Here is a 13,642-nt window from a genome sequence, read left to right on the forward strand (position 1 = left end):
ACAGGAGAGAATCGGACTCTTAGCGACAGGAATCGGACTCTTAAAAGAGAGAATCGGTCTCTTAGCAGGCCGAATCGGACTCTTACGGTTTTTTCGCTGTCCGGGCGTGGGTGCATCGGGGTCCGGGTGCGGCGTCTCGGGGCGGGAATGGACGGCTTTTCTTCCCGAAAGCCACAAGGATTTTATTTCCATAAAATATATTTTCAAAGTGTATGGACAACCTCCCCGCCGCACTCTATAATCATCTCAACCCTAATAGAATAGAGGAATGCAAAGGATGAAATCACTCACGAAATGGGTGCTCGCAGGCGTTTTGGCTGCCGGCACGCTTCTTCCGTCGGCGGTGTCCGCGGCAGGTTACACGGATATCAACGAAAACGACGCGCACTACAGCAACATCATGGCGGCACAGGATTACGGCCTCTTGACCGGCTATGCGGACGGAACGTTCAAGTCGTCGAAGGACGTGCAGACGGCGACCGTGATCAAGGCGCTTGGGAAGCTCGAGCTGAATTTGACCGGCGAGACGCTGGAAACGTATGACTACCGCGGGATCCCGGCGTTCAAGGATATTCCGAAGAGCCACCCGGACCAGGAGCTGTACAAGTTTTCGCTGATCGTCCGCGATGCGGGGATCTTCAACGGCGACCCGAACGGCAATGTGTTCCCTTCCCGGCTGATCAAGCGGGATGCGATGGCGAAGGTGATCGTGAACGCGTTTGCGCTGGAGGACCTCGAGGACGTGCCGACGCCGAAGATCAATGACCTGAACAAAGCCGCGAAAGATATGCAGGAGAAGATCCTCATCCTGAAAGAAAATGGCGTGACGACCGAGACGTTGTTCCGCCCGCAGGAAACGGTGAAGCGCGGCCAGCTCGCTTCGTTCCTCGTGCGTGCATTCGAAGCGATGATCAACTACCCGATTGCCGAGATCGAGCAGCCGGATCCGGTTGAGACGATGAAAGGCGTCGCGCCGGAACTGCCGGAGACCGTGTTCCTTCTTCTGACGAACGGGGTCTCGATCGAAGTGTACGTGGATTGGGATCTGAGCGGCGTGGATCTGAATCACCCGGGAGTGTACACGGCGGTCGGCACGATTGACGGCGTGGAAGATGAAGTGATCGAGGTACAGGTGACCGTGGACGATGTGAGAGACACCGATCCGGTTGTGCCGAAGTGATCGTGAGTGAAATGATGAACCCCCTGCCTGGTGGCAGGGGGTTTTGATGTGCGTGCGGGGTGGGTGGAGCTGGCATGGTGAGGGTCAGGGGTTGGATAGCGTCTCACTTGGGGATGATAGCGTCTCACTCGCGGACGATTAAGTCTCACTTGCGACTTTTTGCGTCACTCATCTTTTTTTAGGAGTTAATCAACAGTTGGCGGATAAAGCAATCCGCCATCCTCAGTGTGATGCAGTCTCTCCAAATGATCCAAGCCCATAAAATGAACCTTCCGGCGGGCCGGAAGGTTTTCCTTTAGGGCTGGATTTGCTTGATTCTCCGCAAGCGGAGAATCTGGGGTGAGAGGTTATTCCAAGGTGAAGGGTGATGCCAGGGGAGCGGGTGTCGTGAAAAGCGACTCACTCGGGCTTGATTGCGTCTCACTTGGATCCAATTGCGTCTCACTCGCGGAAGAAAGCGTCTCACTCGGGTCCCTTTGCGCCTCACTCGCAGCCAAAAGCGTCTCACTCGCGCCCCTTACCGTCTCACTCGCCCCCTATACATCCCACTCGCCTTCCCCCGCCCTTCTCCTCACTCATCCTTCTCCCTCTTATTCAGCGTCGGCGGCCGGAGTTGTTCGCCGAAGCTTTCGATCGTGACTTCAAAGCTGACGTGGACGTCGGCTTTTTTGAATTGCTCTCCCCAGTCGTACCGTTCAAAATCTCCCGTCGTCCGGAAGTTCTTGCGGGCGGTGGCGTACCAGACGAATGGCTCTCCTTTGTATTCTTCCTGTATTTTTTCGATCAGTTCGCCGGATGCCTGTTCCATTTTGGTTTTGACCATTTTCTTCAATGCTTCCTGTCTTTGCTTGCTGACGGTGTAATCCTCAAGCGCGATGTTGGAGTTGATCTTCAACACGATCGGCACGACCACATCGACTTCGGGCGGCGACCGGTCCGTATTCACTTTCACTTTGGTTTTTGGGCCCTGGCCCACGACGACGGAAATCCGGTAATCCTCGTTCAAAGGATCAGGGAAAGTGGTGATCATCGTCTTGAGCAGGTTTTTTCTTCTAAGCAGCAGCGAAAGTCTTGTTTCCTCGCCGTTTAATGTCCCGACCATCCGCCCTTTCTGCATGACCGCCGAGCCGATCATTTCCACAGGATCCCCTCCGCTCTGCGGGACTTCGCCTGCCAGGTAGGTGTCATCATTCTTCTCATATTCGGGATCTTTTTGGGCGGTTGCATAGCCGGCCAAAAACAGTTCTCCTTCAGTCCGTTGAAAAAAGACATTCAAATTGGAGATGGGGACGAAGCCGGTGTTTTTCCAGTTATCTTCCATGAATTCATAGTACTTATGGGGGCGCGTTTCCATCGTCGGTTTGTTGGCATGGATGAAGTCCTGTGCCGGTTCTTTTGAAACGATCATGATGGCTTCGCGCCGCATTTCCGGATCGATGATGGCGGAGCCGATCACATGCCGGAACAGGTCTTCTTTTGCGAGCTTTTCTCCCACAATGATGGTCCGGAGATGGGAGAAGGTGATTTCCCTGGACAAGGAGGTTTGCACCAATTCCTTGGCCGAGAGCAGATCCACTGCCGTGATGGTGACGATGTTCGAGGGTTCTTCATTTTGCGCTTCCGCAGACTGTGTCGTATTCACCTGGGGGTTGGAAATCTGGAAAGTGACTTCGATCTGATGTTCCTTTTCGCCTTTATCCAGTCCGATCACGGCTACAAACGCCTGTTTCTCCAACTCCTGTCTCTCCGAGCACCCCGTCAGGAATAAAACAAGGACCAGCATCCCGATCGGCCATCCGTATTTTTTCATTCCTTCCCCCCCTTTCTGAACCGGTCGATTCCCCATAAGAAGACGGGCAGCAACAGGAACAGGCCCGAACTGGATTGCAGCAGAAGTTTTCTTAATTGGTCTCCCATCAGCGGGTTTTCGGGAAGCATCCCGATGAGGACAGACAGCCCCGCCAGAGGAAAAAGGAGTTGCGGGAACGGCTGATAATTGATTAGCTTGCCGAGCAGCAGAGCGGAAATGTACAGGTAAGTGGCAAAGTGGATCGCGGCGCCGACGAACCAGAGGGCCAGAAACAGGGCCTCCATATGGTTTGCAAGCGATCCGACCATCGCCATCCGGGTCAGATGATGATACGGATAGGCGATGTTCCGCACTGCGGGATAGTCGAACATCATGACGTAGACCGCCAAAAACAAAGCCATCTTGGCTGCCGGGACCCAAAGCCCCCAGATGGAAGCCGTCCGGTATGCGTTAAATGTCCGCAGCCGGTCAGCCAGCACGCCGACGATGATGATGTCGGCGAAGAACGCACTGAATTCGAGTCCTCCTTTGATGACTTCCAGTTCGCCCGGCCCGGCGATCGGAAAGATGAACAGAGGATCGAGCTGATTGGCAACACCGATGATCAAAAGAACGGACGTCAGCATGAAAATCGGCACAACCAGCAACGCCGTGCGTCCGATCGCCTCCAGGCCCCTGTGCGCGATGAAAAGCGCCGCGCCCAGAATAAGCGCCACCATAATGAGAAGCAATGGGCTTTTCGGATAATACATCGTGATGACGATGTCCGAATAGCTCCGGCCGTTAAGTGACATCGATGAAAAGACCGTGACGAACATAAATAGGATGATCAATCGTCCGAACCCATTTCCTGCCAGTTCGAACACAATATCGATCAGGCCCATGTTGTACTTTTTAAGGATTGCCAGCAAAAACATCAGCGATCCGAACAAGACGATCGCCGAGATCAGCGGCAGCATCCAGGCTGCAGTGAGGCCGTCTTCCAGCATGAGGCTGGGCGTCGCGTCGGTCACGCGGATGGCCATCATCCCGTAAAGAATGGCGAAGAATTCCCTCGGCCCGATCTTACCGTCGGAAACCCGGATCATGGGCCGTCCCCTCCCTCGGGCTCGTCTCTGATCTGATCTTTCGGGCTCATGGATAAAGGACGCAGCCATTGTTTTTTGAGAATCGGCCTCAAAAACAGATCGCGGGACGAAGGAAAGTGAGGCGCAAGCGGCGAGAAGAACGGCACACCGAATGATTTGATCGAAGTGGCGTAGGCCAGCATGGCTGCGAGCACAAGAGCCAGCCCGACAAATCCGAGCAGATGGGCCGCAATCACGAATATAAAACGGAGGATCCGCGTCATGACACTGAGCCCGACATCCGGAATGGCGAACGACGAAAGGCCGGTGATCGCGATGACGACGACGAGCAGGGGGCTGACCAGGTTCGCCTGGACGGCCGCCTGCCCGAGGATGAGCGCTCCGACGATTCCGATTGTCGTACCGAGCGGCGTCGGAACCCGGATGCCGGCTTCTCTTAGAATTTCAAATGTGATTTCCATGAGCAGCAGTTCGAGCAACGTCGGAAACGGCACCCGCTCCCTCGACGCCGCAATCGCCAGCATCAGGTCGGTCGGAATCATTTCCGGATGGAATGTCACCACGGCCAGGTACAGGGCCGGCATCAGCAGGGAGAGAAAAAGGGCGATCAGGCGGACAATCCGCGCGAAGTTGCCGAACGCCCAACGAAGGAACTGATCCTCCGCCGTATGGAACATCGACCAGAACGTGATCGGTGCGATGAGCGCATCCGGAGAGTTATCCATGAGCATCACGACATGCCCTTCCAGCAGGAACGACCCCGCCCTGTCCGGCCGCTCCGTCGTCATCGTGGACGGAAACAGAGAATACGGGCGGGATTCAATCAGTTCTTCCATTGCCGAAAGCGTCAGGATGGCGTCTTTCTCCACCTTGGACAACGACTCTTTCACATTTTGGACGAGTGCCGGGTCGGCAATGTGAGCCATATATAAGATGGACACTTCTTGCGGAGATTCCTTGCCGACTGTCATCGTCTCCGACACGAGCCGGTGATCCTTTACCTGCCTGCGGAGGAGCGAGCGGTTGATCGCCGCCGATTCAATGAAGGCGCTTCTCGGTCCTTTGATCACGACTTCCCGTGTCGGTTCGGCAACGGAGCGATTCTCAAAGCCTTCAGTCTCTACGACAATGGCCTGCTCTTCGCCGTCGACCAGGATGATCGTGCTTCCGTTCACCAGTTTTTTGATGGCTTGCGGAAATCCCTCCAGGAGTTCACTGCCCGAACCGGTGAGAATATTGTTTTTGATCTCAACCGGGAGGCTCTGCAGGCCTTCCATCTTCCGGTCCGTCTCCAAAAGGGGCCTGATCACATAGTCGTTGATCTGGACGGTGTCCGCCGCCCCGTCGACAAACAGCACCATTGCCCGTCGATTCACCGACGGAATCAGCAGCTCCCGAAATTTCAGGGCACTGTTCTCGGGATAGCGAAACTCCGCTTTAAACTGATCCACATTGCAATCAAGGCTGTCGGAAAACGAAGTCGGCAAGCCTTCTGTCCCCGTGTTGTCCCCCCCGCCTTCATCTCCGCCGAACAATCTGTTCAGAAACCCGCCCATTCCCCGCACCTCCCCTAAGCCGATTGACTTATATAGTGACAGGATGGTCCAAAAACCTGGGGGTTAATCAGTGGCATCAGGGAGAACAGTGAGTGGCAGTGCCCTGGGGTGCGGATGTCGTGAGAAGCGATTCACTCCCGTCCCTTTGCGTCTCACCCGCATGTCCGATTCAGACCCTCTCTCCCCTTTCTCCCCGGTCGAAATAGCCTCTCCAAATGATCCAAGCCCATTAAATAAACCTTCCGGCGGGCCGGAAGGTTTTCCTTAAGGGGTTGATTGGTAGATTCTCCGCGGGCGGAGAATCGTTGCTTTTGGGGGGAGCGGTTATTCCAAGGTGAGGAGGGCTGCCCCGGGAAGCGGTTGTCTTGAAAAGCGACTCACCCGGGCCCGATTGCGTCTCACTCGCGGACATTAGCGTCTCACTCGGACTCAATTGCGTCTCACTCGCGGCACTTAGCGTCTCACTCGCCCATTCACTATGCGTTTCCCCTCACTCCACCCGCTCTCCGTGCACGAGCAGCCTCTGATAATTATGCCGGTACGGATGGCAGGTCAATAATGTCGCCAGATCCCTTCCATCCTGGATTTCCAGGGAGTCGGTGTCGTCCGGGTAAATCACTTCTTGCGCCACAACGCGGTATTCCAAGGTTTCTTCCACGGTATGGATGAAGAACACATCCCCCGCCTGCAGCCGGTCCAGGTCGCGGAACATCGGGATCGTCGGCATGCCGCGGTGGCCGGCCAGTACCGTATGGGTGCCCAGCCCGCCCAATGGCAGAGAGCTGCCCTCGACCTGGCCGACGCCTTTGCTCAGCACCGCTTCCGATGACCCGAGATAAATCGGGGTGCGCACGTTCAGTTTCGGGATTTCCAGGGCGCCAAACATTTCGTTATCGTCGAATCCGAGATCCCGGTAGGCGTTGATCCATTCTTCCTGGTCGCCCCATGGGTCGCGGAGGCCGGTGCTTTCTTCGGCGATGTCTTCATTGTACTCGCGTGCGCGGTCGATGAGCCGGACGACTTCTTCATCCGGCAAGTCGTCAAGCGCGGTGCGGAATTCATCGACCTGGTTGTGCTGGATCCGGTTATTCACCAGCTGGGCGATGTGAGGATAAGCAAGGATAATGAGACCGGCGGCGAACAATAAAATGCTCCATTTATGCTTCATCGCGTTCCGCCGTCCTTTTCCTCCTCCATACGTACAGCCCCCCGGCCGCTGCTGCAAGCGCGGCGGCGAGTGTGATCCAACTGCGGTTCCCGGCTGCCGGCTTTTCTTCCTTCGGTTCGGCACTTGCCTCCAGGATTTCAGCTTCATACGGGACGCGTTTGCCGGTGACGAGCAGCCGGTGGGTGTTGATCATGTACGGGTCGCAGGTGAGCAGGGTGACGAGGTCTTCGCCTTCGGGCATCTGGAGCCATTCGGTCTGGTCGGGGAGCACGACGTCGATGCGGTCGACTTCGTAGGCCATCGTTTCGCCAAGGACCTTGACGAGAAATTGGTCTCCGGTCGTAAGGTCGTTCAGGTTGCGGAACATTTTCGCGGACGGGAGGCCCCGGTGGGCGGTGAGGACGGCGTGGGTGCCGGGCTGTCCGGTCGGGAGCGACGATTTCTCGAGATGGCCGGCGCCCTGCGACAGGACTTCTTCGCTCGTGCCGTGATAAATCGGGAGCTCGACGCCGATTTTCGGGATGTCGAGGCTGCCGATCGCGGGGCCGATGTTGAGCGCGTCATAGTAGCTGCGGTTTTCCTGTGTGCTGCCGCCTTCTGCGAACGGATCGGTGAAGCCGACGGGCAGGCCGGCGAGACTGTCGTTGTAGCGTTCGGCCTTTTTGCGCTCTTCGCGGATTTTGACGGAATCCATTTGCCGGACGGCTTCGTCGTAGTCGTGGATGACCGACTGGTGGGCTTTCGTCGCGAAGAAGTTGCTGATCATCGGGTAGGAAAAGACGGCCAGGCCGATGATGAAGATGAGGAGGAACACGTATTTTTTCACGGCGCGATCGTCCTTTCGGGTCTTATGTAAAACGGGAGAGCCGCTGCTCCCCCGTTCAAATCAATCAGGCAGTGCCGGAATCCGTCTTGCGCCGGCGGACGTACATGCCCGTCGCCAGCCCCATCAGCGCGAGGCCCCCGGAAGTGAAGAGGATCGTGCCGATGCCGCCGGTTGTCGGCAGCAGCCAGCCGGACTTGGAGTTTTTGACGGTGACTTCAGCGTCTTTACCATTTTGAACTTTCACGTCAATCGCTTTTGTCAGGAGACGGTAAGATTTTTCAACGCCGTCTTCTGTATAGGTTGGTGCCTTCGTTTCATGAAGCAGGTACTCGCCCGGCGTGAGGCCTTTGATTTCGATGGTACCGTCATCACGTGTTTTGAGATTTTCAAGCTTGCCGTTGAACTTGCTACCGTTCAGATGCACCACATTACCCATATTGGTCGTGTCAATGACATTGCCAGCCAGGTCAGTGAGCTTGAATTCAGCGCCAGGCAGCTTGATCGAGTTGTCCGCCGCATCCACCTTGATGATCTTCAGCCCGCCGCTTGTCGGTGTGACTGTCGGCGGAGTGCCTGGATGCACGGTGTCCTCATAGCCCCTGCCGTTGTTGAACTTCAGATCCGCAGTGTTCGGGATGCCGGATTCATCGCCCTTTAGTTCCGCATCCGGCCGGATTTTGGCATTGAAGGTGATCTTGATTTCCTCCCCTGGTGTGAGTGCAGACGGGTTTTTCACCGTCCACTTAAGAAGCTGACCGTCCTGCGAGAAGTCGATGTTGGACTGCTCAGTGCCTTTCACGCTCCACTGGCCGCCATATTCGAGACGACTGTCGAGTTTGTCTGTCACGGTAATCGACGCGTATTTGTGGATGTCCTTCGGCGCCGTGATCGTCAGGTTGTAGTCGAACAGCTGTCCCCGGTCGATGTTCAGGTGACTTTCGCCGTTTGCGTCTTTTTCAATCTCAGGAGTGATGTAGTTGGTCACGGTGCCGTTGTTGGCGAATCCTTCTTCGTTTGTCCAGTTCACCACAATGTCTTGGCCGGATCTCTCAATCTTAAATTTCACTTTCGTGTTGTTCAGTGCGTATCCTGCAGGCACCGCTGTTTCCTGGAAGTAGTACTCGCCCGCACCAAGCCCGGAAATACTGACTTTGCCGTCTGCTAACGTAGTCATGGACGGGATGTCCTGGCCATCTTTGTCCTTGGCCGGTGAGCCGTCCGCCTTGAACAGCTTGAACGTCACGCCTGCAAGCGGGCTTCCGTCTTCCCCGACTTTTGTCAGTTCAACTGCCGAACGGACGATTTCGTTCTTCGGATACACATGAACATCATAGTTCAGTGACGTGCCTTCCTTGTTCGTCATCGGAATGTCTACGAAGAACGGCTCCGGATTCAGAAGGATATGGTCCGGCCCGCTCACTTCTTTCACTTCATAGCGGCCGAGCTTAATGTTGCTGACCGTGACGGATCCACCTTCGCCCGTTGTGACAAATTTGATGGCCTCGACAGAAGCAGGTTTCCATATGCCGGTTGCGGGGTCATACGAATGCGTCTGGATCAGCGAGTACTTAACCCCCGCGACCGGAGTGCCGTCCGCCCCCTGTCCCGGAAGCCCGGTCCCTTCCTCACCTGCTTCCGAGCCGGGCTCCTGTGCAAACTTATGGATCGTCAAGCTGCCTGTTTTGTCCGGCCCCCCTGTCGCAAACGCCATCTGCGGCACGAACATCGCCGCGATCAGCGCGAATGCAAACAACAAACTGCCCCACTTATTTTTGGCCAACGCCATATCCCATTCTCCTCTCAATTTTCCCTTTTTCTGAACAACAGGAGCCCCGCCGCCATGAGGAGCGCGCCCCCTCCGTAAAACAGCCCCGTTCCGAGCCCGCCGGTGTCAGGCAGTACCCAGCCGAGTTTTGAGTTCACGACTTTCTGGAAGACGTTCCGTGTGTCGACGTTCAATGTGATTTCGATCGGCTCGGCGGACAGCCGGTATCCGGCCGGCGCCTTCGTTTCCGTGAGTGTGTAGTCTCCGAGCGGCAAGTCATTGAAGACGATCGTCCCGTCTTCGCCGGTCGTCAACGTCCCGACCACGTCTCCCTCCCGGTCGCGCAGTTCAAAGACTGCGCCGGCAAGCGGCTTGTCGGTTTCATCCACTTTCAGCACGGTGATTGACGCGGTCTGCGCCGTGTTCGTGACGATGAGTTCCCCGTTTTCTTCCGTGAAGTATGTTGCTTCATATCCGGCAGGGATTTGAGTTTCTACTATAGAGTAGGCGACCGGCTGACCGGTAACCGGGTCGTGTATTGGAAGGCCGTTGAAGACGCCTTTCCAATTTCCGGTTTCATTCAGCGTGACGGTTTTGCCAGTCGGCTGACCGTTCGCGAGCAACGCAACCGTTACCGGACCGGCAACCGGACCGACCCATTGCTTGGCGACATGGACCTCGGTCGTTGCCGTGTTCGCGTTTGTTACGATGAAGCCGGTGTCCATCGTGCCGGCGATTGTTGTTGAATATCCCGGTACCGCCACTTCCTTGATCGTGTAGTTGATCGGATTACCGGTTTTGTCGTCAAATTGATTGACCTGGAACGAGCCGGTCCATTCGTTGGACGCATTTAGAACGAGCGTCTTCCCGGTGTTCTTCGCGTCCGCCAGAAGCTGGATCGTCACCGAATCCGTAGCCGGCCCGATCCACCGCTTTTCGACCCGGATCGTCCGCTGTTCCGGAGCATACGTGTTCGTGACGGTCAGTTTGTCGGTCGTCTTTGTGTAGTTCGGCGGGACCGTCTTTTCGTCTACCGAGAACACGTACAACTTCCCAACCGGGCTGTACCGGGGAACCTTCATCCATGTGTGGCTCCAGGCAGGCCCGGTGACGGTGGCGGTGCCGAGCGTGCGCATCGGTTCGCCCGCCGCCTGTGCCTTGAGCTGCAGTTCGATTGCCGGCCGCTCCGTCCCGCCGACCCAGACTTTGTTGCCGGTGATGTCTTTCTGCGGAATGGTGAGAACAAGTCCGCCTCTTACGTCATGGCCGCCGCCGATTCCCTTGATGAAGAACGGAATGTCCACCCCGTCTTCAAAGGAAAGTGCGGATGCGTTAAACTTGAATACCGTCCAGTGGGCATCACCCGTGTTGCCCTTCAGGCCTTCTTGCGGGTCATATACTTTGTATTCCACTTTGATTGTGGCCCTCGCCGGATACACATCCGCCCCCGTGTTCCTTACGCCTTTCAACTCCATATACTCCAGCGCGTGCGTCGACTTTACCGCCGCATGGACGATGCCGTCTTTCACCCACAGCAACAGCGGCCTCGTGTGGGTGTTCGTTGACACTCCGTCCAGCTCGGTCGGAACAATCATTCCGCCCGGTTCCGGCATGTATTCGCCGGTTGCCAGCAACTCGGGTGCAGGCGATTGTGATGCTTCCGGGGGTTCTTCAATCACGGTGAGCTCTTCGTCCGCTGTCGGGCGGTCCGATTTCTCGGAAACATCCGGATCCCCTGGAGGGATCAGCTCCCCAGGTGAAATCTGATTTTCGGGTGGAATCGGATCCGCCAGTGGAGGCTCCGGTTCAAGTATTGCCGGTGCGGACTCTTTTTCCGGCGGAATCGGATCCGCCAGCGGCCGTTCCGGTTTAGGTATTGCCGGTGCCGGCTCTTTTTCCGGCGGGACCGGATCCTTCAACGGATGGTCGGGTGCCGGCAATTCCGCCTCCGGCTTGGCCGGTCCGGCAGTTGGCACATCTGGTTTCGGTCCGGATTCACCCGGTTTCTCCGGCGTCTGTCCAACCGGGGATTCGCCCTGCATCTCCGGCAACTGTCCTGCCGGGGGATCCGCCGGTTTTTCTGGCGTCGTCTGTTCCGAAGGTTTCGTCGCCGCTTCATCGGAAACAACCGGTTCTTCAGGAGAAACGGCCGGTTCTTCCGGAGTTGATTCCGCCGGAGCGTCTCCCTCCGGCTCCACTGCAGGCGGCACTTCTTCCTCGACGGCCGGTTTCAGTGCGGCCGTTTCAGTGGATGCTTTGAACACGCCGTCCGGGAAAGTCGCGGTGGCCTGCAGGGTGAGCCGGTTTTGGTCCGGGTCCGTGACGGCCGCGGTCGCGTCCAGCTTGACGGGGGTGTCGCCCGGCGGGATCTGTACGTCCCATCCGGCGGGGGTTTTCGCGATTTCAACGCCTTCCCCTCCGCTGACAGAGCCGTGTGCGAGTCCCGGACCGAACGTGATTGCGGCGCTCAAGCCTTCATGCCCGGCGCCGGCCGCGTTGATCGTCACCCGCCATGTAATAGTTTCGGGGGTCTGGCTCAGTTTGGTGATGATCGTTCGTCCGCTGTTGTCCGCCGTCCCGCCCCCGGGGGAGGCCCCGGCGAAAATCGGCACGGCCAGCTGCAGGATCAGCAGCGCACAAAACAAAGCCGAAAGCCCCCTCAGCTTCGGCATAACCCCTCCTCCTCTCCAACCACACAATCTATGCACCGGCCAAAGCGCACATACCGGCCAAGTTGGTGCATATCTATTTATATGCGAGCGACAGAGGATAAATGACCTATATGAGAGATTTTATTTTTAAAGATTAAGAGGTTCAGATGGGTCTTTTGGTCTTGATGCGCTTGCCCATCCGGAATCTTCCTGATTGTCCGTTTTGCACAGCGGGTAAAGTGAGATAGTGGAAGAGACAGAGATAGAGACGGAGATGAGAGTTGATGAAGAAGCTGAAGTCAGTGTTGGCGGTGTCCCTGTTGGCGAATGTGGTGCTGCTCGGGTTTGGCGGGTTTTACTGGAGCCAAAGCGGAAGCGCGAAAGCCGAGGGGGAGGGTTCCCCAAATTATAAAAATCCTTATTACATCAATAGAGTTTCTATTTTCAAGGCGTTGCCGGATAAGCCGGTGGACCGGGCGTTCATCGGGGACAGCCTGACGGACCACGGGGAGTTTGCGGAGTATTTTCCGGGGGAGACCGTAATCAACCGCGGCATCCGCGACGACACATCGGCGGGACTGCTGAAGCGAATCGGCGAAGTGGCCGACCGCGCACCGAAAAAGGCATACATCATGATCGGCACGAACGACATCCTGCAGGGCGTGGACCGGAAAGAGTACGAGGAAAATCTGAGGAAAATCGTCGATGCGTTCGACCCGGCCGTGACGCAAGTGACGCTCGAGTCGATCCTTCCGGTGAACACGGCGATTTCTGACCGGAAGATTGATAATAAGGAAGTCGTGAAGTACAACCGGATTGTGAAAAAGATCGCGAAGAAAAGCGGCGCGGACTATTTGAACCTGGACCTGCTGTTCACCCACGGAGAAGGCCGGATGGACCCGAAATACACCCTCGACGGAATCCACCTGAAAGGCAACGGCTACGACGAGTGGGTGGAGAAAGTGAAGGAAAAGGATTGAGGGAGAGAAGGTGCTGATTTGGGGAAGGATAAGGGAGAAAAGGTGAAAAGCGTCTCACTCGCGGGCAAAAGCGTCTCACTTGAGGGAGATTGCGTCCCACTCGGGAGAGAAAGCGACTCACTCGGGGCCAATTGCGACTCACTCGCCCAAATGGCCATCCTCCCCTCCCCCTTTTTCTCGATAAGTGAATCGTTTCCCCAAGCGATCCAAGCCCATTTAAATGAACCTTCCGGCGCGCCGGAAGGTTTTCCTTTTGGGTTTGGAGGATTCTCCGCAAGCGGAGAATCAATGTTTTTAGGAGAGAAGAGTTGTCCCTAGAAAGCAGCAGCCGCGGAAAGCGTCTCACTCGCGTGCAAAAGCGTCTCACTCGGGTCCAATAGCGACTCACTCGGACCTGATTGCGTCTCACTCGCCGCGCTGAGAAGACTTCGCTGGGTTTCCTCCCAACTTGGCTGCGGTTAGTTTGCACCAAGAAAGGAGTTTTACCCGACTAGCCCGCCGGCTCCTGTTTAAAAACCACACGCCAAATAAAAAAACACCCGGCCGCAGCCTGAACCGAACCCTATAAAACGGACAATTTAATAAAAAACCTGCTTATGAAGCGATGAGATGATTCCG

The 13,642-nt window shown here is 56.3% G+C and carries 9 protein-coding genes; 2 read left to right on the forward strand and 7 right to left on the reverse strand.

From position 1 onward, the window contains the following. The first annotated feature begins 277 nt into the window (after positions 1-277). Entirely contained in the window at positions 278-1,180 is a 903-nt protein-coding gene (locus tag ACFFIY_RS13940) for an S-layer homology domain-containing protein (RefSeq protein WP_040226826.1), read from the forward strand. Positions 1,181-1,751: 571 nt separating this feature from the next. Here ACFFIY_RS13940 and ACFFIY_RS13945 read toward each other — a convergent pair. The 7 genes from ACFFIY_RS13945 to ACFFIY_RS13975 all read right to left on the reverse strand — a co-directional run bounded on the left by ACFFIY_RS13945 (position 1,752) and on the right by ACFFIY_RS13975 (position 12,065). Beyond that, positions 1,752-2,990 carry a Ger(x)C family spore germination protein gene (locus ACFFIY_RS13945; RefSeq protein ID WP_354198952.1) on the reverse strand — a complete coding sequence of 413 codons (1,239 nt, stop codon included), beginning with the start codon at positions 2,988-2,990 and terminating at the stop codon, positions 1,752-1,754. Then, positions 2,987-4,078 (reverse strand): GerAB/ArcD/ProY family transporter, encoded by a 1,092-nt coding sequence (locus ACFFIY_RS13950; RefSeq protein WP_354198954.1) that lies wholly within the window; start codon positions 4,076-4,078, stop codon positions 2,987-2,989. Before ACFFIY_RS13950 ends, ACFFIY_RS13945 begins: the two co-directional genes overlap by 4 nt. Continuing rightward, positions 4,075-5,634, reverse strand: a complete 1,560-nt coding sequence (locus tag ACFFIY_RS13955) for a spore germination protein (protein ID WP_354198956.1) — start codon at positions 5,632-5,634, stop codon at positions 4,075-4,077. The genes ACFFIY_RS13950 and ACFFIY_RS13955 overlap by 4 nt, the downstream gene beginning before the upstream one ends. A gap of 490 nt (positions 5,635-6,124) precedes the next feature. Continuing rightward, positions 6,125-6,802 (reverse strand): class C sortase, encoded by a 678-nt coding sequence (locus ACFFIY_RS13960; RefSeq protein WP_354198958.1) that lies wholly within the window; start codon positions 6,800-6,802, stop codon positions 6,125-6,127. Continuing rightward, on the reverse strand, positions 6,792-7,628 hold the full coding sequence (locus ACFFIY_RS13965) for a class C sortase (RefSeq protein WP_354198960.1): 837 nt from the start codon (positions 7,626-7,628) through the stop codon (positions 6,792-6,794). The genes ACFFIY_RS13960 and ACFFIY_RS13965 overlap by 11 nt, the downstream gene beginning before the upstream one ends. A gap of 64 nt (positions 7,629-7,692) precedes the next feature. Next, positions 7,693-9,414, reverse strand: coding sequence for a SpaH/EbpB family LPXTG-anchored major pilin (locus tag ACFFIY_RS13970; protein ID WP_354198962.1), 1,722 nt, complete (start codon positions 9,412-9,414; stop codon positions 7,693-7,695). Positions 9,415-9,428: 14 nt separating this feature from the next. Continuing rightward, complete coding sequence (locus ACFFIY_RS13975; RefSeq protein WP_354198964.1) at positions 9,429-12,065, reverse strand: Cna B-type domain-containing protein; 2,637 nt, start codon at positions 12,063-12,065, stop codon at positions 9,429-9,431. A 263-nt stretch (positions 12,066-12,328) separates the two neighbouring features. On the opposite strand from ACFFIY_RS13975, the gene ACFFIY_RS13980 reads away from it, so the two are divergent. Beyond that, on the forward strand, positions 12,329-13,024 hold the full coding sequence (locus ACFFIY_RS13980) for a GDSL-type esterase/lipase family protein (protein ID WP_354198966.1): 696 nt from the start codon (positions 12,329-12,331) through the stop codon (positions 13,022-13,024). Positions 13,025-13,642 lie beyond the last annotated feature (618 nt).

The organism is Bhargavaea ullalensis (assembly GCF_042432615.1).
GTDB classification, from domain to species: domain Bacteria; phylum Bacillota; class Bacilli; order Bacillales_A; family Planococcaceae; genus Bhargavaea; species Bhargavaea ullalensis.